Source organism: Arthrobacter sp. BI5, from assembly GCF_056680065.1.
Genome location: NZ_CM155264.1, coordinates 2560051 through 2579921, shown reverse-complemented (window position 1 = coordinate 2579921; position 19871 = coordinate 2560051). Strand labels below are relative to the sequence as shown.

16 protein-coding genes are annotated in these 19871 nt (G+C 67.7%); all 16 read left to right on the top strand.

Translation table 11 applies throughout. The features are described from left to right. The first annotated feature begins 18 nt into the window (after positions 1–18). The 16 genes from ilvD (at position 19) to AC1MED_RS11745 (ending at position 19869) form a co-directional block, all read left to right on the top strand. Entirely contained in the window at positions 19–1740 is a 1722-nt protein-coding gene (ilvD, locus tag AC1MED_RS11820) for a dihydroxy-acid dehydratase (protein WP_479783443.1), read from the top strand. A 344-nt stretch (positions 1741–2084) separates the two neighbouring features. After that, complete coding sequence (locus AC1MED_RS11815; protein WP_346960858.1) at positions 2085–3983, top strand: acetolactate synthase large subunit; 1899 nt, start codon at positions 2085–2087, stop codon at positions 3981–3983. 2 nt (positions 3984–3985) lie between these two features. Continuing rightward, positions 3986–4498: an acetolactate synthase small subunit gene (gene ilvN, locus AC1MED_RS11810; RefSeq protein WP_138768975.1), complete on the top strand. Its 513-nt coding sequence runs from the start codon at positions 3986–3988 to the stop codon at positions 4496–4498. An 86-nt stretch (positions 4499–4584) separates the two neighbouring features. After that, positions 4585–5610: a ketol-acid reductoisomerase gene (gene ilvC / locus AC1MED_RS11805; protein WP_346960859.1), complete on the top strand. Its 1026-nt coding sequence runs from the start codon at positions 4585–4587 to the stop codon at positions 5608–5610. Between the two features lie 144 nt (positions 5611–5754). Beyond that, positions 5755–7350 carry a phosphoglycerate dehydrogenase gene (gene serA, locus AC1MED_RS11800; protein ID WP_346960860.1) on the top strand — a complete coding sequence of 532 codons (1596 nt, stop codon included), beginning with the start codon at positions 5755–5757 and terminating at the stop codon, positions 7348–7350. A gap of 202 nt (positions 7351–7552) precedes the next feature. Beyond that, entirely contained in the window at positions 7553–10342 is a 2790-nt protein-coding gene (locus tag AC1MED_RS11795; RefSeq protein ID WP_479783442.1) for an ABC transporter permease, read from the top strand. Then, on the top strand, positions 10339–11106 hold the full coding sequence (locus AC1MED_RS11790; protein WP_346960862.1) for an ABC transporter ATP-binding protein: 768 nt from the start codon (positions 10339–10341) through the stop codon (positions 11104–11106). Before AC1MED_RS11795 ends, AC1MED_RS11790 begins: the two co-directional genes overlap by 4 nt. Before the next feature lie 9 nt (positions 11107–11115). Beyond that, positions 11116–12675, top strand: a complete 1560-nt coding sequence (gene metG, locus AC1MED_RS11785) for a methionine--tRNA ligase (RefSeq protein WP_479783441.1) — start codon at positions 11116–11118, stop codon at positions 12673–12675. A gap of 152 nt (positions 12676–12827) precedes the next feature. Beyond that, positions 12828–13880 carry a 3-isopropylmalate dehydrogenase gene (locus tag AC1MED_RS11780; RefSeq protein WP_479783440.1) on the top strand — a complete coding sequence of 351 codons (1053 nt, stop codon included), beginning with the start codon at positions 12828–12830 and terminating at the stop codon, positions 13878–13880. Between the two features lie 116 nt (positions 13881–13996). Next, on the top strand, positions 13997–15109 hold the full coding sequence (locus AC1MED_RS11775) for a branched-chain amino acid aminotransferase (RefSeq protein ID WP_346960865.1): 1113 nt from the start codon (positions 13997–13999) through the stop codon (positions 15107–15109). A 145-nt stretch (positions 15110–15254) separates the two neighbouring features. Next, positions 15255–15629, top strand: coding sequence for a DUF1304 family protein (locus AC1MED_RS11770; protein WP_346960932.1), 375 nt, complete (start codon positions 15255–15257; stop codon positions 15627–15629). Positions 15630–15654: 25 nt separating this feature from the next. Then, positions 15655–16446: an MBL fold metallo-hydrolase gene (locus AC1MED_RS11765; protein ID WP_479783439.1), complete on the top strand. Its 792-nt coding sequence runs from the start codon at positions 15655–15657 to the stop codon at positions 16444–16446. 85 nt (positions 16447–16531) lie between these two features. Next, entirely contained in the window at positions 16532–17308 is a 777-nt protein-coding gene (locus AC1MED_RS11760; protein ID WP_346960934.1) for a fumarylacetoacetate hydrolase family protein, read from the top strand. Positions 17309–17326: 18 nt separating this feature from the next. After that, complete coding sequence (locus tag AC1MED_RS11755) at positions 17327–17560, top strand: hypothetical protein (RefSeq protein ID WP_479783438.1); 234 nt, start codon at positions 17327–17329, stop codon at positions 17558–17560. 36 nt (positions 17561–17596) lie between these two features. Continuing rightward, positions 17597–19132 (top strand): glutamate--tRNA ligase, encoded by a 1536-nt coding sequence (gltX, locus tag AC1MED_RS11750; RefSeq protein ID WP_479783437.1) that lies wholly within the window; start codon positions 17597–17599, stop codon positions 19130–19132. Further along, the gene (locus tag AC1MED_RS11745) at positions 19132–19869 is read left to right on the top strand and encodes an HAD family hydrolase (RefSeq protein WP_479783436.1); all 738 of its coding nucleotides are present in this window, start codon (positions 19132–19134) and stop codon (positions 19867–19869) included. The genes gltX and AC1MED_RS11745 overlap by 1 nt, the downstream gene beginning before the upstream one ends. Positions 19870–19871: the final 2 nt, after the last annotated feature.

The following is a 19871-nucleotide window of genomic DNA, read 5'->3' as shown; positions in this document are numbered from 1 at the left end:
AGCCCTAGACTTTGAGCCATGAGTGACGACACCCAAACAGCGACAGAAACCACGCCGGACATCAAACCCCGCAGCCGGGTCGTTACCGACGGAATCCACGCGGCGCCCGCGCGCGGCATGTTCCGGGCGGTCGGCATGGGCGACGACGACTTCGCCAAGCCCCAGGTGGGCGTGGCGAGTTCCTGGAATGAAATCACTCCCTGCAACCTTTCGCTGAACCGGCTGGCCCAGGGCGCCAAGGAAGGCGTGTTCGCCGGCGGCGGGTTCCCGATGCAGTTCGGCACCATCTCCGTTTCCGACGGCATCTCCATGGGCCACGAGGGCATGCACTTCTCCCTGGTCTCCCGCGAAGTCATTGCGGACTCGGTGGAGACCGTGATGCAGGCGGAACGGATCGACGGCTCCGTGCTGCTGGCCGGCTGTGACAAGTCCCTGCCCGGCATGCTGATGGCAGCCGCCCGCCTGGACCTCTCCAGCGTCTTCCTCTACGCCGGCTCCATCATGCCCGGCTGGGTCAAGCTCGAGGACGGCTCGGAGAAGGAAGTCACGCTGATCGACGCCTTCGAGGCCGTGGGCGCCTGCGCCGCCGGCAAGATGAGCCGCGAGGACCTGGACCGCATCGAAAAAGCCATCTGCCCGGGCGAAGGCGCCTGCGGCGGCATGTACACCGCCAACACCATGGCCTGCATCGGCGAGGCCCTGGGCATGTCCCTCCCGGGCTCCGCTGCCCCGCCCTCGGCCGACCGGCGCCGTGATGTGTTCGCGCACAAGTCCGGCGAGGCCGTCGTCAACCTGCTGCGCCTGGGCATCACCGCCCGGGACATCATGACCAAGAAGGCCTTCGAGAACGCGATCGCCGTGACCATGGCCTTCGGCGGCTCCACCAACGCGGTGCTGCACCTGCTCGCCATCGCCCGCGAGGCCGAGGTGGAGCTCACCCTGAACGACTTCAACCGGATCGGCGACCGGATCCCGCACCTCGGCGACCTCAAGCCGTTCGGCCGCTACGTGATGACCGACGTCGACAAGATCGGCGGTGTTCCGGTCATCATGAAGGCACTGCTCGACGCCGGACTGCTGCACGGCGACTGCCTCACCGTCACCGGCAAGACCGTGGCCGAGAACCTGGCCTCGATCAACCCGCCGGACCCGGACGGCAAGGTACTCCGCGCCATGGACAACCCGATCCACAAGACCGGCGGCATCACAATCCTGCACGGCTCGATGGCTCCGGAAGGCGCCGTCGTCAAGAGTGCCGGCTTCGACGCCGACGTCTTCGAGGGCACCGCCCGCGTCTTCGAACGCGAACAGGGCGCGCTGGACGCACTGGATAAGGGCCAGATCAAGGCCGGCGACGTCGTCGTCATCCGTTACGAAGGCCCCAAGGGCGGTCCGGGCATGCGCGAAATGCTCGCGATCACCGGCGCCATCAAGGGTGCGGGCCTGGGCAAGGATGTGCTGCTGCTCACGGACGGCCGCTTCTCCGGCGGGACCACCGGCCTGTGCATCGGCCACGTCGCACCTGAAGCGGTCGACGGCGGCCCCATCGCCTTCGTCAAGGACGGCGACCGGATCCGCGTCGACATCGCAGCCCGCACCTTCGACCTGCTGGTCGACGAGGCCGAGCTCGAAGCGCGCAAGGTGGGCTGGGAGCCGCTGCCGGCCAAGTTCACCAAGGGTGTGCTGGCCAAGTACGCCAAGCTCGTGCACAGCGCCTCCACGGGCGCCTACTGCGGGTAATGCCGGAACCGGGAGGCGGCCTGGGCCGCCTCCCGGTTCCCAACTAGTGGACAGTGCTGTCCATATACTGAGACAGGGCGCAGGCTCGTTGACACCTGTCTCAGTAAGAGGGAAAACTGAACGCATGATCGAGATCGTTACCGCCGGCGGCGTCGTCGTACTTACCAAGCGCGTGGCTCCATAGCCTCCACTGGTAACGAACCGTCACGCGCAAACCCCTCGAAGAGCCGCCAGGCTGAGGGGTTTTTTTATTTCCGTACCACCAGCACCACCAGCAATATGTATGTCCCGCAGTACCCAGATCGCCGAAGATCCACCCGCAGATCCACCAAAGGAAGAGTCCGATGAGCAAAGGATCGCCGATCAGCCCCTCGCTGATGGCCACAAAGTCCGCTGGAGCCCACAAGGCTCCGGAACGCCTCGAACGCCCGGCCGACGCCGGCGTCGAGCATGCTGCTGCCTCTCCCGTCCTTGGGCCGAACAACGTCGTACCCCCGACGGTGATGACCGGCTCGCAAGCAATCGTCCGCGCGCTCGAAGAACTCGGCGTCCAGGACATTTTTGGTCTTCCCGGTGGCGCAATCCTGCCCACCTATGACCCCTTGATGGCCTCCAAACTGAACCACATTCTGGTCCGCCACGAACAGGGAGCCGGCCACGCCGCGCAAGGCTATGCCATGGTCACCGGACGGGTTGGCGTCTGCATCGCCACCTCGGGCCCCGGTGCCACCAACCTCGTTACCGCCATCATGGACGCCCACATGGACTCCGTGCCGATGGTGGCCATCACAGGCCAGGTCTCCAGCGGAGTCATTGGCACCGACGCGTTCCAGGAAGCGGACATCGTCGGCATCACCATGCCGATCACCAAGCATTCCTTCCTGGTCACCGACCCCAACGACATCCCGCACGTGATGGCCGAGGCGTTCCACCTTGCCTCGACCGGGCGCCCCGGCCCCGTCCTGGTGGACGTCGCCAAGGATGCCCAGCAGGGCCAGATGACGTTCTCCTGGCCGCCCAAGATCGACCTGCCCGGCTACCGGCCGGTGGTCCGCGGCCACAGCAAGCAGGTCCGTGAGGCCGCCCGGCTGATCGCGGCCGCCAGCAAGCCGGTGCTGTACGTCGGCGGCGGCGTGGTCAAGGCCCACGCGTCCGCGGAACTGCGGGAACTGGCCGAACTCTCCGGCGCACCCGTGGTCACCACGCTGATGGCCCGGGGCGTTTTCCCGGACTCGCACCCGCAGCACGTCGGCATGCCGGGCATGCACGGGGCGGTGTCCGCCGTGACCGCGCTGCAGCAGTCCGACCTGCTGATCACCCTCGGTGCACGCTTCGACGACCGGGTCACCGGCATCCTGAAGTCCTTCGCCCCGAACGCCAAGGTCATCCACGCGGACATCGACCCGGCGGAAATCTCGAAGAACCGCACCGCGGACGTTCCGATCGTGGGCTCGGTCAAGGAGATCATCCCGGAACTGACCGACGCGCTGCGCCTGCAGTTCGAAGCCTCCGGAACCCCGGACCTCACCAACTGGTGGGCCTTCCTGAACAACCTCAAGGAGACCTACCCGCTGGGCTGGACCGAACCTGAGGACGGCCTCAGCGCGCCGCAGCGCGTGATCGAACGGATCGGTGCGCTCACCGGACCCGAGGGCGTCTACGTCGCCGGCGTCGGCCAGCACCAGATGTGGGCCTCGCAGTTCATCAAGTACGAACGCCCGCACGCCTGGCTCAACTCCGGCGGGGCCGGCACCATGGGCTACGCCGTTCCCGCCGCCATGGGTGCCAAGGTGGGGGAGCCGGACCGGGTGGTCTGGGCGATCGACGGCGACGGCTGCTTCCAGATGACGAACCAGGAACTGGCCACCTGCGCGATCAACAAGATCCCGATCAAGGTCGCCGTGATCAACAATTCCTCCCTCGGCATGGTGCGGCAGTGGCAGACCCTCTTCTACGAGGGCCGCTACTCCAACACCGACCTCAACACCGGCCATGACACCGTCCGGATCCCGGACTTCGTCAAGCTGGCGGACGCCTACGGCTGCGCGTCCTTCCGCTGTGAACGCGACGAGGACATTGACGCCACCATCCAGCAGGCCCTGGCAATCAACGACCGCCCCGTCGTGATCGACTTCGTTGTCAGCCCCAACTCCATGGTGTGGCCGATGGTTCCCGCCGGAGTCAGCAACGACCAGATCCAGGTTGCCCGCAACATGACCCCGGACTGGGAAGAAGAGGACTGAACATGACCCGCCACACACTCTCCGTTCTGGTCGAAGACAAGCCCGGTGTGCTGACCCGCGTCGCCAGCCTCTTCGCCCGCCGCGCCTTCAACATCAACTCCCTGGCCGTCGGCCCGACCGAGGTTCCGGGCATCTCCCGGATGACGGTCGTCGTCGACGCCGACGGCGAGCTGATCGAACAGGTCACCAAGCAGCTGAACAAGCTGATCAACGTGATCAAGATCGTCGAGCTCACCCCCGAATCTTCCGTACAGCGCGACCACATCCTGGTCAAGGTACGTGCGGATGCCGCAACCCGGCTGCAGGTCACCCAGGCGGCCGACCTGTTCCGCGCCTCAGTGGTCGACGTCTCCACCGAGTCGGTCGTCATTGAGGCCACGGGCCACCCCGACAAGCTCACGGCGCTGCTTTCCGTGCTGGAGCCCTTCGGCGTCCGCGAAATCGTGCAGTCCGGCACCCTGGCCGTCGGCCGGGGGTCCCGCTCCATGAGCGACCGGGCCCTGCGCTCCGCCTAAAAGGCGCGCCGGGCCCGCAGCACCACCAGCATCATTTTCGATTTTCCCCAGACAACACCAAAGAATCCATCAAAGGAGACACCCCAGTGACTGAAATGTTCTACGACGACGACGCCGACCTGTCGATCATCCAGGGCCGCACCGTCGCCGTCATCGGTTACGGATCCCAGGGCCACGCCCACGCCCTCAGCCTGCGCGATTCCGGTGTTGACGTCCGCGTCGGCCTGAAGGAAGACTCCAAGTCCCGCGCCAAGGCCGAGGCCGAGGGCCTGCGTGTCCTCAACGTCGCCGACGCCACCGCCGAAGCCGACCTGATCATGATCCTCACCCCGGACCAGGTCCAGCGCCACGTCTACGCCGAGGACATTGCCCCGAACCTGCAGGCCGGCGACGCCCTGTTCTTCGGCCACGGCTTCAACATCCGCTACGGCTACATCCAGCCGCCGGCCGACGTCGACGTCGCCCTGGTCGCCCCGAAGGGCCCGGGCCACATTGTGCGCCGCGAGTTCGAGGCCGGCCGCGGCGTGCCGGACCTGATCGCCGTCGAGCAGAACGCGTCCGGCAAGGCCAAGGAACTGGCCCTGTCCTACGCCAAGGCGATCGGCGGCACCCGCGCCGGCGTCATTGAGACCACCTTCACCGAAGAGACCGAAACCGACCTCTTCGGCGAGCAGGCAGTCCTCTGCGGCGGCGCCTCGCAGCTGATCATGTACGGCTTCGAGACCCTGACCGAAGCCGGCTACAAGCCCGAGGTGGCCTACTTCGAGGTGCTGCACGAGCTCAAGCTGATCGTGGACCTGATGGTCGAGGGCGGCATCGCCAAGCAGCGCTGGAGCGTCTCCGACACCGCGGAATACGGCGACTACGTCTCCGGCCCGCGGGTCATCACCCCCGAGGTGAAGGAAAACATGAAGGCAGTCCTGAAGGACATCCAGGACGGCACCTTCGCCAAGCGCTTTATCGACGACCAGGACGCCGGCGCCCCCGAGTTCAAGGCCCTGCGCAAGAAGGGCGAGGACCACCCGATCGAGGCCACCGGCCGCGAACTGCGCAAGCTCTTCTCCTGGATCAAGAACGAAGACGACTACACCGAAGGATCAGTAGCCCGCTAGATCCCGGTGGTGGTGGGCGGCGGTGTCCTTGAAGGCTGCGTTGTTGCGTGAGGAACGAGCGCAGCAGCCGAAAGGACACCACCGTTCGCCACCCAACGTTCCAAAATCCCCACCTGATATACAAGAGAGCTAAAGAGGTCACCGGTGACAAGCACCAAACCTGTCGTACTCCTCGCTGAGGAACTTTCGCCCGCCACGATCGAGGCCCTCGGCCCGGACTTCGAAATCCGCCAGACCGACGGCGCCGACCGTTCCCAGCTGCTCTCCGCGATCGCCGACGTCGACGCGATCCTGATCCGCTCCGCCACCCAGGTGGACGCCGAGGCCATCGCCGCGGCCAAGAACCTCAAGGTGATCGCCCGCGCCGGGGTCGGCCTGGACAACGTTGACATCAAATCCGCCACGCAGGCCGGCGTGATGGTGGTCAACGCCCCGACGTCGAACATCGTCTCCGCCGCCGAACTCACCGTCGGCCACATCCTCAGCCTCGCCCGCCACATCCCGCAGGCCTCGGCCGCGCTCAAGGACGGCGAGTGGAAGCGCTCCAAGTACACCGGTACCGAGCTGTTCGAGAAGAAGATCGGCATCATCGGCCTCGGCCGGATCGGCGCCCTCGTCGCTGCCCGCCTGAAGGGCTTCGACACCAAGATCCTCGCGTACGACCCCTACATCACCTCCGCCCGCGCCGCCCAGCTCGGTGTGCAGCTGGTGACCCTGGACGAACTGCTGGCCCAGTCGGACTTCATCACCATCCACATGCCCAAGACGCCCGAGACCGTCGGCATGCTCGGCGCCGAGGCGTTCAAGAAAATGAAGAGCACCGCCTACGTCGTCAACGTCGCCCGCGGCGGCCTGGTGGACGAGGAAGCCCTGTACACCGCGCTGCAGTCCGGCGAGATCGCCGGCGCCGGCGTCGACGTGTTCGTCAAGGAGCCCAGCACCGACCTGCCGTTCTTCAAGCTGGACAACGTCGTGGTGACCCCGCACCTGGGCGCCTCCACCGACGAGGCGCAGGAAAAGGCCGGCGTCTCCGTCGCCAGGTCCGTCCGCCAGGCCCTGGCCGGCGAACTCGTGCCCGACGCCGTGAACGTCGCCGGCGGCGTCATCGCCCCGGACGTGCGCCCCGGCATCGCGCTGATCGAGAAGCTGGGCCGGATCTTCACCGCGATGACCCACGCCTCGCTGACGCAGTTCGACGTGGAGGTGGCCGGCGAGATCTCCTCGCTGGACGTCAAGGTGCTCGAACTCGCCGCCCTCAAGGGCATCTTCGCCGACGTCGTGACCGAGCAGGTCTCCTACGTCAACGCCCCGGTGATCGCCGAGCAGCGCGGCATCAACGTCCGGCTCATCACCACCCCGGACACGGAGTCCTACCGCAACGTCCTGACCCTGCGCGGGGCCCTGAGCGACGGCTCCCAGATCTCGGTGGCCGGAACCCTGACCGGGCCCAAGCAGATCCAGAAGCTGGTCGGGATCAACGGCTTCGAGGTCGAAATCCCGATCAGCGAGCACCTCGTGGTGGTGGCCTACTCGGACCGACCCGGCGTGATCGGCACCATCGGCCACATCCTGGGCATGAACAACATCAACATCGCCGGCATGCAGGTGGCCCGCCAGGCCGAGGGCGGCCAGGTGCTCGCGCTGCTGACCATCGACAGCTCCGTGCCCCAGCAGGTCCTCGAAGCGATCAAGGCCGGAATCGGCGCCGAAATGGTCCGCGAAGTGGACCTCGAAGACTAAGTCCCCGGCGTGGCAGCCTGTGGCGGCAACACCGCCGCAGGCGGCCATGAATGGGCGGCCGGTCTGCGTACAATGGCTAGGTCCGAAATTTCGGATTTGGCCGGCAGACCGGCCTTTACTTTTGCACGCCCGGCCGGGACGCCTTCATTTCCGCGCGGAATGAACTGCGGCGTGCGCACGCAATCCAGCTTTCAGGAGCCCAATGAACGCCGTCCAGAGGTTCATCAGAAGCAGAGTGCTTTTGCTGACCGCGTCCATTTTGATCGTGGCCATGTGCCTGTCCGTCCTGGTCCAGGGCCAGTCGCAGGCCGCGCTGAACCGCACCGTCGACCAGAACTCCCGCGGGCTCTATGACATCCTCGTCCAGGCCAAGGCGGAGGACAACGGCGGCTTGATGCAGCCCGAGATCGCCACCGGCCAGGGCGGTGTCAGCTTCGACCAGCTGGATTCCATCCGCAAGCTTTCCGGCACCTCGGTCGCTGCCCCGATCAGCCTGGTTTCCCGCGTCTCGCAGAACCTCGAGTCGCCGCGCCTGGACGCCACCGACTACCTCGGCTACAACGCCGGGCTCGCCGGCACCGCCGGTGACCCCAGCGCCACAGACCCCGCCAAATGGCCCGCCGCCGAGTCCGTCCTGAGCGACACGGCCAAGAAGTACCGCCTCACCGCCAGCGCCATGAGCTCGGACGGCAAATCCGAACAGACCCTCTTCAAAACCAGCGCCGAAGGCTCCGTCGGCAAGGCCAAGCTCGTCGAAGAGGAAGTCGCCGGCGGCAAGAACGTCCGGATCGCGGGCCCGGACGGGGAAACCGGGATCAAGTTCCCCGCCCCCGCCGGGGGCTCCGAGCACAACCTCTTCAACCTCTCCGTGTCGCTGCCGCTGGCCCCGCAGGTGACCGAGTCCGTCGTCGCCGTCGACCCGGTCTCCGAACGCGCGCTCCTGGGCGGCGCCGGCGACTTCCTCGCACCGCTGGAGAAGGCGCCGCCGGCCGACGCCCGCAACACCGGCGCGATCGGCCGCCACTTCGAGAGCCTCTTCACCAACGGCATCAGCATGGAACAGCTCAAGGAGGGCCCCGACTTCCTGGGCGTCAAGCTCAAGTACTGGGCGCCGCTGATGACCCAGTACCAGCAGGCCAAGCGCGCCGGGCAGCTGACCGCGGATTCGCAGGCGATCCCGCTGATCGTCCGCTCCGGCACGTCCCTGGACCTCAAGTACTCCGTCAAGATCGAGGAAATTGACGACGCCGGCAACGTCACCAAGGACGTCGGCACCGTGACCCGCTCACTGGACAAGGACTACCTGCCCTTCGTCTCCAAATCCCCGTTCGCCCTCGCCTGGCCCGGGTCCAAGGACCTCTCCAAGCTGCTGGGGGACACCGGCACCTTCGGCCAGGGCCTCTACAACCCCGCAACCTGGAGCACCGACTTCGCCGCCGCCCCCAAGTACAAGGACGGCAAAACCGCAGGCAACGGCGCCGTCGACAAGTCCGCGGTCCCGGGTGACTGGGTCACCGTGAACCGGCTGCCGGAAAAGGGCGCCAACGACGCCCCGGTGGACCAGACCCAGCGCACCCCGGTGGACGAGCGGTCCTACCGGGACAACCTCGCCACCGGCAAGAAGCCTGCCACGCCGCTCGCCATGGTCTACGGTACGTTCGACCCCGCCAAGGTCCAGGAAGCCGCCGGTGACGTCAACCGCCTGCCGCTCGGCGGCTACGACCCGACGCCGATGACCCTCACCAAGGATGCAGACGGCAAGGACGTCGAGCCCGCCACGCTCAAGCCCTCGCTCAGCGGCACCGGCCTGGTCAGCCAGTCGGCCGGCGCCATCACCGATTACTACGGCCTGGCCGCCGCCCGCGGCTACGAGAAGAACGCCTCCGTGATTGACGCCGTGCGCGTCCGCGCCAACGTCGAGGGCAGCTGGAAGCAGGCCCAGCCCGAGGTCGAGAAGCTCGCCAACGAGATCCGCGACATGGGCCTGCAGGCCACCGTGGTGGCCGGCTCCGCCCGCGAGGACGCCAGCATCTTTGTGCCCGGCTACTCCAAGGACGACGCCGGCAAGGAGTCGCCGCTGGGCACCGTGCAGCAGTCGTGGGTCCGCCAGGACGCCGCCGACGCGGTCTCCGGCTCCCTGACCGGCACCAACCTGACCCTGCTCTTCCTGACCCTGTGCGGGGCGGCCCTGCTCACCGGCGCCTCCACGGTCAGCTACGTCCGCAAGCGCCGCCGCGAAGCCGGAACGCTGCGGGCGATGGGCTGGACGCAGCGCAAGATCCGGTCCTGGGTGCTCGCCGAGTTCGGCGTCGGCGCGGCCTTGCTTGCCGTCGCCGGCATCGCCCTGAGCCTGATCAGCTGGAACCCGGCCACCGCGGTGGTCTCCGCCTCGGTGCTGGTCCTGTACTGCGGCGCAGCATTCTTCGCGGCCCAGCAGCTGCGGCACCGCGAGGTCATCGACCAGGAACCGCAGCACGATGAGCGGCTCATCCCGGTCGACTCGCCGCTGACCTTCGCCAGCCGGCAGCTGAGCACGAACAAGTTCAACACCGGCTCCCTGGCCGTCGCCGTCGGCGTCTTCGGCGCCGCGGTGGGCGGTCTCGCCGCCCTGCTGATCGACATCCCCCGCGCCGCCGGCGCCAGCGCCCTCAGCGGCGTCGCAGCGGCCAGCATCGCGCTGCCGAGCATCATCCTGGGCGTCTCCGGGGTGGCCGTGGGCCTGCTGCTGACCATGGTCACCGGCCGCTTCGAGCTGGGCGCCAAACGCCAGTACCTCGGCATCCTGCAGGCCATGGGCTGGAACCCGGACATGCTGGGCCAGGTCCGCTTCTTCGAAAACGCCATGGTGGGAGCCATCGCACTGCCGCTGGGTGTCATTGGTGCCCTGGGCATTGGTTTGCTCCTCGCCCCCTATGCCGCACTCTGGGCCGGAATCGCCGGACTGGTGGCTGTACTTTGCTGGATTCCGATTGCAACGAAAGTGGTCCAATGACTAACGAGCTGAACCTGACCAGGGCGGCCCGGAACCGGATGCCGGAGAGCACCGGGAACGGCGGCCACCAGACCCGCGCCAACACGATCGTGAAGGCCACGGACCACGCCACGCCGCTGGAACTGAGCAACATCACCATCCATTACGGCGGCGGCAAGGGCGGCGCCGAGGCGGTCAACGTCGTCGACGACTTCAACATGACGCTGCACGCCGGCGAAATGCACTGCGTCGCCGGCCGCTCCGGCTCGGGCAAGACCAGCATCCTGACCGTCGGCGCGGGCCTGACCCTGCCGACGTCGGGCCGGGTGTTCTGGGAAGGCGACTCGCTCGAAACCATGGGCGACGACGAAATCGCGGACCGCCGCCGGGCGCTGATCGGCTACGTCGACCAGGGCGGTGCCCTGATCGACGGAATGAGCGCACTTGAGAACGTGCTGCTCCCGGCCGTGCCCGACGGCGAGGTCGAACAGCGCCGCGACATGGCCAAGGACCTGCTGGACCTCGTGGGCCTGGGCCGGCGCATGCGGCACCGTCCCGCCCAGCTCTCCGGCGGCGAACGCCAGCGCGTCGCGATCGCCCGGGCCCTGATCCTCGGCACCCGCGTGCTGGTGGTCGACGAGCCCACCGCGAGCCTGGACCGCACCTCGGCCAACCGCATCATCAGCATCCTCAAGGACACGACGTCGGACGGCATCGCCGTCCTGGTCGCTTCACACGACCACGAACTCGTCCGCCAGAGCGATACCCTGACCGAACTGATCTAGGTTAATAACGTGACGCTTTCCGAAAAAACCCCGTTCTACATCACCACGGCCATCAGCTACCCCAACGGCGTGCCGCACATCGGGCACGCCTACGAGGTCATCGCCACCGACGCCATGGCGCGGTTCAAGCGGCTGGACGGCTACGACGTCTTCTTTATGACCGGCACCGACGAGCACGGCCTGAAGATGCAGCAGACGGCGGAAAAGGAAGGCATCCCGGTCAAGGAGCTCGCCGACCGCAACTCGGCCGCGTTCCGGCAGATGAGCGATGACCTGGGCATCTCGCTCAGCCGCTTCATCCGCACCACGGACCCGGACCACTACGAGGCCGCCAAGGCGCTCTGGCAGCGGATGGAAGCCAACGGGGACATCTACCTGTCCAAGTACGCCGGCTGGTACTCGGTCCGCGACGAGCGCTACTTCGTCGAGGACGAGACCGAGGTCCGCGAGGACGGGATCCGCTACGCCTCCGAAACCGGCACCGAGGTGACCTGGACGGAGGAGGAGAGCTACTTCTTCAAGCTCTCGGCCTACCAGGACCGGCTGCTGGCCCTGTATGCGGACCAGCCCGACTTCGGCGCCCCGCACAGCCGCTTCAACGAGGTCATCAGCTTCGTCAAGGGCGGCCTCGAGGACCTCTCGATCAGCCGGACCTCCTTCAACTGGGGAGTGCCGGTCCCGGGCAACCCGGAGCACGTGATGTACGTCTGGGTGGACGCGCTGACTAACTACCTGACCGGCGTCGGCTTCCCGGACACGGACTCGGAGAGCTTCCGGAAGTACTGGCCCGCGGACGTCCACGTGATCGGCAAGGACATCTCCCGGTTCCACGCGGTGTACTGGCCGGCGTTCCTGATGTCCGCCGGGTTGGAACTGCCCAAGCGCGTGATGATCCACGGCCACCTGCACAACCAGGGCATCAAGATGTCCAAGTCGCTGGGCAATGTGGTGGCGCCGGCGGACTGGGTGGCGCAGTACGGCCTGGACCAGGTCCGGTTCTTCCTGCTCCGCGAGGTCCCCTTCGGCGCCGACGGCAACTACAGCCACGACGCGATTGTCGGCCGGATGAACTCGGACCTGGCGAACAACTTCGGCAACCTCGCGCAGCGGTCGCTGTCCATGGTCGCTAAGAACTGCGAGGGCCGCGTGCCCGTCCCGGCCGGCTTCAGCGCCGAGGACGCCGCGCTGCTGGGCCAGGCCAAGGGCCTGCTGGACATCGCCCGGGCCGCGTTCGAGAAGCAGGAGTTCAGCCGCGCGCTGGAGGCGATCTGGAACGTCCTCGGCGACACCAACGCCTACTTCGCCGAGCAGGCGCCGTGGGTACTGCGGAAGACCGACGTCGAGCGCATGAACACCGTCCTGTACGTCACCCTCGAGGTGCTGCGGATCGTCGCCATCCTCGCCCAGCCGGTGATGCCGGCGGCGACGGCGGCCATCCTCGACACCCTGGGCCAGGCCGACGGCGACGCCCGCGACTTCGCGGCCCTGGACACGCCCATCGAGGCCGGCACGCCGCTGCCCGCCCCGGCCCCGGTGTTCCCCAAGTACGAGGAGCCCGCCGAGGCGTAGGGCCTTTTATTCCACCGCCGAGGTGGCATTTCGTGCCAATGTTCCCGCCGGACATTGCCGCGAAATGCCACCTCGCGGTTGTTAAGGGGAGCGGGCGTTCGAATAATGAGACAAGTTGACCAGCATGTGGATTCCTTGGCTACGCTGAATCCATGAGCGCATCCACCATTGATCTGGCAGTTATCCCCGGCGACGGCATTGGCCCGGAAGTCACCGCCGAGGCGCTAAAGGTCCTGGAGAAGGCCGCCGCCGCCGAAGGCATCGACCTGCAGCAGACGCACTACCAGCTCGGCGCCCAGCACTGGCTGGAAACGGGGGAGACCCTGCCGGAGGAAACCCTGGCGGACCTGCGCACGCGCGACGCCATTCTCTTCGGTGCGGTGGGCGCGGCCCCCGGCGACACCCGGATCCCCTCCGGCATCATCGAACGCGAGCTCCTGCTCAAACTGCGCTTCAGCCTGGACCACTATGTGAACCTGCGCCCCTCCCGGCTCTACCCCGGCGTCGGCAGCCCGCTCGCGAACCCCGGGAACGTTGACTTCATCGTGGTCCGCGAAGGCACCGAGGGCCCCTACGTCGGCAACGGCGGCACACTCCGGGCCGGCACCCCGCACGAGGTGGCCACCGAGGTCTCGCTGAACACCGCCCACGGCGTGGAGCGAGTGGTCCGCGATGCCTTCCGCCGCGCCAACGAACGGCCGCGCAAAAAGCTCACCTTGGTGCACAAGCACAACGTCCTGGTCTTCGCCGGGCACCTCTGGAAGCGGACCGTGGAGGCCGTGGCGCAGGAGTTCCCGGAGGTCAGCCACGACTACCTGCACGTGGACGCCGCCACCATCTTTATGGTCACCGACCCTGCGCGCTTCGACGTGATCGTCACGGACAACCTCTTCGGCGACATCCTCACCGACCTCGCCGCCGCCATCACCGGCGGAATCGGCCTGGCAGCCTCGGGCAACATCAACATGGACCGCACCGCGCCGTCCATGTTCGAACCGGTCCACGGCTCGGCCCCGGACATTGCTGGCCAGCAGAAGGCCGACCCGAGCGCCGCCATTCTGTCCGCCGCACTGCTGCTGGACCACCTGGGCCACGCCGCAGCGGCCCGCAAGATCGAGGCGGCCGTCGCCGCCGACGTCGAAGGCCGGGACGGCAGCTTCCGGAGCACCGCCGCGATCGGCGACGCGATCGCCGCCGCCCTCTAGCCACAGCCGCTAGCGGCCGTGGTATCGGGCGTAAGCTTGTTTCGAATCACCAACATGCTGCCGTGGTCCGAGGTTGAACCACGTTCACACACCAGGCAGCCGACCGTGGAGGAACCATGACCCAGACTGCCCATGGCGTCGAATTCAGCCAGCGGCTCTCGGCGACCCCGAAGTCCGCGCAAGAGCGTGCAGCCATCCTGGCCAACCCGGGATTCGGCGACTATTTCACCGACCACACCGCGATCGTCGACTACAGCGTCGACGCCGAGGGCAAGGGCGGCTGGCACGATCCACGAATCGAACCCTACGGTCCCATCACTCTGGATCCTTCCGCCGCGGTGCTGCACTACGGCCAGGAAATCTTCGAGGGGCTCAAGGCCTACCGCCACGCCGACGGTTCCATCTGGACGTTCCGCCCCGAGGCCAACGCCGCCCGGCTGAACAAGTCCGCGCGCCGGCTCGCCCTCCCGGAGCTTCCGGAGGAATACTTCCTGACGGCCATCCGCGAACTCGTCTCCGTGGACCGCGAGTGGGTCCCCTCCGGCGACGGCGAAGCCCTCTACCTGCGCCCCTTTATGATCGCCACGGAGGCGTTCCTGGGTGTCCGCGCCGCCCGCGAAGTGTCCTTCCGGGTTATCGCCTCGCCGGCCGGCAACTACTTCGGCGGCGAGCTGAAGCCGGTGTCGATCTGGATCTCCCGCGAGTACGCGCGCGCCGGCCGCGGCGGCACCGGCGCGGCGAAGTGCGGAGGCAACTACGCCGCGTCGCTGATTGCCCAGCAGGAGGCCGAGGCCCACGGCTGCAAGCAGGTCCTGTTCCTGGACCAGTTCAATGACAACGCCGTCGAGGAACTGGGCGGCATGAACGTCTTCTTCGTGATGAAAGACGGCTCGCTGGTCACCCCGGCGCTGTCCGGCACCATCCTCGAGGGCGTGACCCGCTCCTCCGTGATTCAGGTGGCCCGGGACATGGGCCGCGAGGTCACCGAGCGCAAGATCACCCTGGATGAGTGGCGCGACGGCGTTGCCTCCGGCGAGATCACCGAGGTGTTCGCCTGCGGCACCGCGGCCGTGATCACCCCGATCGGCGTGCTCAAGGACGAGACCGAGTTCATCGGCTCCGAGGACGCCAAGGCCGGCGAGACCACCATGGCCATCCGCGAACAGCTGCTCGGCATCCAGACCGGCACCGTCGAGGACACCCACGGCTGGCTGACCCGCCTGGCCTAGCCCGCAGCGATAAGTACGACGGCGGCCCGCACCTTCCGGTGCGGGCCGCCGTCGCCGTTTGCGGGACGCCGTCACTCCCCGCCACCTCACCCTTGGGGTCCGGAAGTCCCTGTTGCCCTGCCCGCCATGGCGCCACACTGGTGCCATGACTGGACTGATACAGGTTCTGGGCATCATTTTTGGGATCTTGCTGATTGCCGTCGGCATCCTTGAGTCTTTTTTCTTCCGTGACCAGCGGTTTTACCGGCTGTTCCTGATCCAACCGGAAGACGTTGCGGCGGTGCGCATGTGGACGTTCAACCTCGGCTTCTACAACATGATCTGGGGTGTGGGGGCGATCATCGGTGCGCTTATGCTGACCGGCGCGGAGCCGGCGGCCGGCCGTACCCTCCTGTTGTTCACCGCCGTCGGCCACGTCCTGCTGGGCATCATCCTGGTCCTGTCCGAGCGTAGGCTCTGGGCCAGCGCGATCGCCGAGGCGCTGCTGCCCGCGGTGATTGTCATCCTGCTGCTCCTTTGACCGCCCCCGGTGGGAAGATGGAAGGGTGATTCCCGATGACGCCCGCGCCCTGATCCGCAGCACCGAGCTGACGCGGTTCCGCCTCGCCCCGAATCCGGGCCCGATGAGCCTGCATGGCACGAACTCCTACGTGGTGTCCGCCCCGGGCTCGGCCGGCGTCGTAGTCGTGGATCCGGGACCCCTCGACGAGGAGCACCTCCGCGAACTGACCCAGTACGGCGCCGTCGAACTGATCCTCATTACCCACCGCCACGCGGACCACACCGCGGCCGCGGCACGCTTCGCCGAACTCACCGGCGCCCCCGTCCGCGCTGTAGATCCCGCACACTGCCACGGGGGAGAGCCGCTCCGGGAGGGCGAGGTGCTGCACGCCGCCGGGGTGGAAATCCGGGTACTGGCGACGCCGGGCCACACCTCCGACTCGGTCTGCTTCCACCTCCCCGGCGACGGCGCCCACGGCGCCGTGCTCACCGGCGACACGATCTTAGGTCTAGGCACCACCGTCCTGGACTACCCGGACGGCCGGCTGGGGGACTACCTCGCTTCCCTGGACCGGCTCGAAACGCTGGGCCCGGCCACCGTCCTGCCCGCCCACGGCCCCATGCTGCCGGCGCTGGACAGCATCGTCCGCGCCTACCGGGACCACCGGCAGGACCGCCTCGCGCAGATCCGCACCGCCCTCGCAGACCTCGGCGCGGAAGCCGGTGTCGCGGAAGTGGCCGACGCCGTCTACGCCGCCGTCGACCCGACCGTCCGGCCCGCCGCGGAACTGTCCGTCGCCGCACAGCTGGACTACCTGCGCGGCTCACCCACCTGACCCCCAGCGGCTCACCCAACCGCGGCAGGCACCAGGGTCCGCTGCCGCGTCCGGGACGCCCGAGCGAGACGGTACGCTAGGAACCATGCGTATCGCCCGGTTTGTAGTCGATTCTGATCCCATGTACGGCATTGTTGAGGGCCAGCCCGGCAGTGAGGAAGTCACTGTCATCAACGGCGACCCCTTCTTCCACGGTGTGGAGCGGACCGCCGTCAAGCACAAGCTCGAGGACGTCCGCCTGCTGGCGCCGATCATCCCGCGCAGCAAGGTCATCGGCGTCGGCCGCAACTTCGTCGAACACGCCCACGAGCTCGGCAACGAGGTCCCGGCGCAGCCGCTGCTCTTCCTCAAGCCCAACACCTCGGTGATCGGGCCCAACGACCCGATCATCCTGCCGGAATTCTCCGAGGAGGTCTCCTTCGAGGCCGAGCTGTGCGTCGTGATCGGCCGGATCTGCAAGGACGTCCCGGAGGAGCGGGTCGACGACGTCGTCTTCGGCTACACCTGCGGCAACGACCTCACCGCCCGCGACGTCCAGAAGACGGACCTCCAGTGGGCGCGGGCCAAGGGCTTCGACACCTCGGCGCCGCTGGGGCCGTGGATCGAGACCGAACTGGACACCGAGGACCTGCAGATCCAGGGCCGGCTGAACGGCGAACTCCGCCAGGACGGCAGCACCAGCCAGATGATCCGCGGCGTGCGTGAACTTGTTTCCATCGTCTCGCGGGCCTTCACCCTGCTGCCCGGCGACGTCATCATGACGGGCACCCCGGCCGGCGTCGGCCTGGTCCAGGCCGGCGACCGCTTCGAGGTTGAGATCGAGGGCATCGGCCGGCTGTCCAACCCGGTGGTCCGCCGCTAACCGGAACCCGAACTGAACATGCACGACGGCGGGTGGCGCGGCGCCCTTTCGGGCTCCCGGCGCCGCCGCTCGTTCCTGCTCTACGCGCTGGGCTCGGTCGGCACGTTCGCGATGGCGGCCCGCGCCGTCAACTGGTTCGACGGGCCGCCGTGGCTTGCTCTTGCCTTCCTCGGGGTGGGACTGGCCCTGGCCGGGTATTACCTGGTGAGGATCCTGTCCCGGCCCGGGCCGCCGCGTGGCCGGAGGCGCTAAAGCGGCCGGCGGGCACGCGGTAAAGTTGGTACCACTATGACTACTCCTTCTGCGCCCGACGCCGTCTCCAGCACCGCCACCACGGAAATGACCCGTGAAGTCACCGCCGAAACCCCGGTCCGCGTCCGGTTCTGCCCGTCACCGACCGGCACTCCGCACGTCGGCCTGATCCGCACCGCCCTCTTCAACTGGGCCCACGCGAAGCACACGAAGGGCACCTTCGTGTTCCGCATCGAGGACACGGACGCGGCGCGCGACTCGGAGGAGAGCTACCAGCAGCTGCTGGAGGCGCTCAAGTGGCTCGGCATCAGCTGGGAAGAAGGCGTGGAAGTGGGCGGCCCGCACGAGCCGTACCGCCAGTCCCAGCGCCTGGACCTCTACAAGGACGTTGTCGCCAAGCTTTTGGAGGCCGGCTACGCGTACGAGTGCTACTCGTCCCCTGAGGAAGTGGAGGCCCGCCACCGCGCCGCAGGCCGCGACCCCAAGCTGGGCTACGACAACTTCGACCGCAACCTGTCCGAACAACAGCTCGCCGCGTTCAAGGCCGAGGGCCGCAAGCCCGTTCTTCGCGTGCGGATGCCGGACGAGGACGTCACCTTCACGGACATGGTCCGCGGCGACATCACCTTCAAGGCCGGCAGTATCCCCGACTACGTGATCGTCCGCGCGGACGGCTCGCCGCTCTACACCCTGGTCAACCCGGTGGACGACGCCCTGATGGGCATCACCCACGTGCTGCGCGGCGAGGACCTGCTCTCCTCCACGCCCCGCCAGGTGGTGCTGATCCGGGCGCTGATGGAGATCGGCGTCGCCAGCTACCTTCCGGTCTTCGGCCACCTGCCGTACGTGATGGGGGAGGGCAACAAAAAGCTCTCCAAGCGTGACCCGCAGTCCAACCTCTTCCTGCTCCGGGACCGCGGCTTCATCCCCGAGGGCCTGCTGAACTACCTGTCCCTGCTGGGCTGGAGCCTCTCCGCGGACGAGGACATCTTCACCGTGGAGCAGCTGATCGAGAACTTCGACGTCAACGACGTGCTGGCCAACCCGGCCCGCTTCGACATCAAGAAGGCCGAGGCGATCAACGGCACCCACATCCGGATGCTGGACCCGGAGGACTTCCGCGGCCGCCTGGTGCCCTACCTGCAGTCCGCCGGCCTGGTCGGCGAGCAGCTGAGCGCCCGCGAGGAGGAGATCCTCGCCGAGGCCGCACCGCTGATCCAGGAGCGCATCTCGCTGCTCGGCGAAGCCCCGGAGATGCTGGCCTTCCTGTTCAAGGCCGACGACGCAATCGACGTCGCTGACGACGCCCGCAAGGGCCTGCCGGAGAACCTCACCGAAGTCCTCGACGCCGCCCTCGCCGCCCTGGAGCCGGTGGCCGACTGGACCGCGGAGAACATCCAGGCCGCGCTCAAGGAGGCCCTCGTGGAGGGCCTGGGCGTCAAGCCGCGCCTGGCTTTCGGACCGGTCCGCACGGCCGTCTCCGGCCGCCGGATCTCCCCGCCGCTGTTCGAGTCCATGGTCATCCTCGGCAAGGATTCGTCCCTGGCCCGCCTGCGCGCGTTCCGCGGCTGATGAACCGCGGTTCCGGCTCCGGCAGCGGGGTCCTCGCCGCCGGGCTGGAGGGCATCCGCGGCGTGCTGTTCGACATCGACGACACGCTCGTGGACCTGGAGTTCGCGATGACGACGGCGCTGCGCGGCGTCAGCGAACATCTCCTGCCCGGCCTCGACGAGGCCGGGTGGGAGCGGTTCGGACGGATCTTTACCCGCGAAACCACCCATTACTACGACCGCTACCTGGCCGGTGAGCTGAGTTTTAACGAGCAGCGGCTGCTGCGCGGCCGGGCGGCGCTGGGGCACTTCGGCGTCGAACTCGAGGAAGGCGAACAGGCCCACCACTGGGTCAGCTCCTACGCCAGCCTCCAGCACAGCTACATCCGCGCCTTTGAGGACGTGGCACCGCTGCTGGACGCGCTCGACGCCGCCGGGGTGCCGTACGGGGCGGTCAGCAACAATGTGCACGACTACCAGCGCGTGAAGCTCGACGCCGCCGGCCTGGAGCGCATCGGGGTGCTCGTGGGCACCGATACGGTCGGCGTGCCCAAACCGGATCCCGCGATCTACCTCGAGGGCGTGCGCCGGCTGGGCACCGGCCCCGGCGAGACGCTGTACGTCGGCGACAACCGACTCCTCGACGCGGAAGGCTCGACGGCGGCGGGCCTGCTGGGCGTCTGGCTGAACCGCGGCGGGGAGCCTGCGCCGGGCTTCTCCGGCCGCGAGGTCGCATCCCTGCTGGAACTGCTGGCCTGACC

Bases quoted from the DNA above. Each gene is read 5' to 3' on its own strand.
- AC1MED_RS11815 (WP_346960858.1), top strand. From the start codon at position 2,085: ATGAGCAAAGGATCGCCGATCAGCCCCTCGCTGATGGCCACAAAGTCC.
- AC1MED_RS11775 (WP_346960865.1), top strand. From the start codon at position 13,997: ATGACCCAGACTGCCCATGGCGTCGAATTCAGCCAGCGGCTCTCGGCG.
- AC1MED_RS11795 (WP_479783442.1), top strand. From the start codon at position 7,553: ATGAACGCCGTCCAGAGGTTCATCAGAAGCAGAGTGCTTTTGCTGACC.
- gltX (WP_479783437.1), top strand. From the start codon at position 17,597: ATGACTACTCCTTCTGCGCCCGACGCCGTCTCCAGCACCGCCACCACG.
- ilvN (WP_138768975.1), top strand. From the start codon at position 3,986: ATGACCCGCCACACACTCTCCGTTCTGGTCGAAGACAAGCCCGGTGTG.
- ilvD (WP_479783443.1), top strand. From the start codon at position 19: ATGAGTGACGACACCCAAACAGCGACAGAAACCACGCCGGACATCAAA.
- AC1MED_RS11780 (WP_479783440.1), top strand. From the start codon at position 12,828: ATGAGCGCATCCACCATTGATCTGGCAGTTATCCCCGGCGACGGCATT.
- AC1MED_RS11760 (WP_346960934.1), top strand. From the start codon at position 16,532: ATGCGTATCGCCCGGTTTGTAGTCGATTCTGATCCCATGTACGGCATT.
- AC1MED_RS11770 (WP_346960932.1), top strand. From the start codon at position 15,255: ATGACTGGACTGATACAGGTTCTGGGCATCATTTTTGGGATCTTGCTG.
- AC1MED_RS11790 (WP_346960862.1), top strand. From the start codon at position 10,339: ATGACTAACGAGCTGAACCTGACCAGGGCGGCCCGGAACCGGATGCCG.
- AC1MED_RS11745 (WP_479783436.1), top strand. From the start codon at position 19,132: ATGAACCGCGGTTCCGGCTCCGGCAGCGGGGTCCTCGCCGCCGGGCTG.
- AC1MED_RS11755 (WP_479783438.1), top strand. From the start codon at position 17,327: ATGCACGACGGCGGGTGGCGCGGCGCCCTTTCGGGCTCCCGGCGCCGC.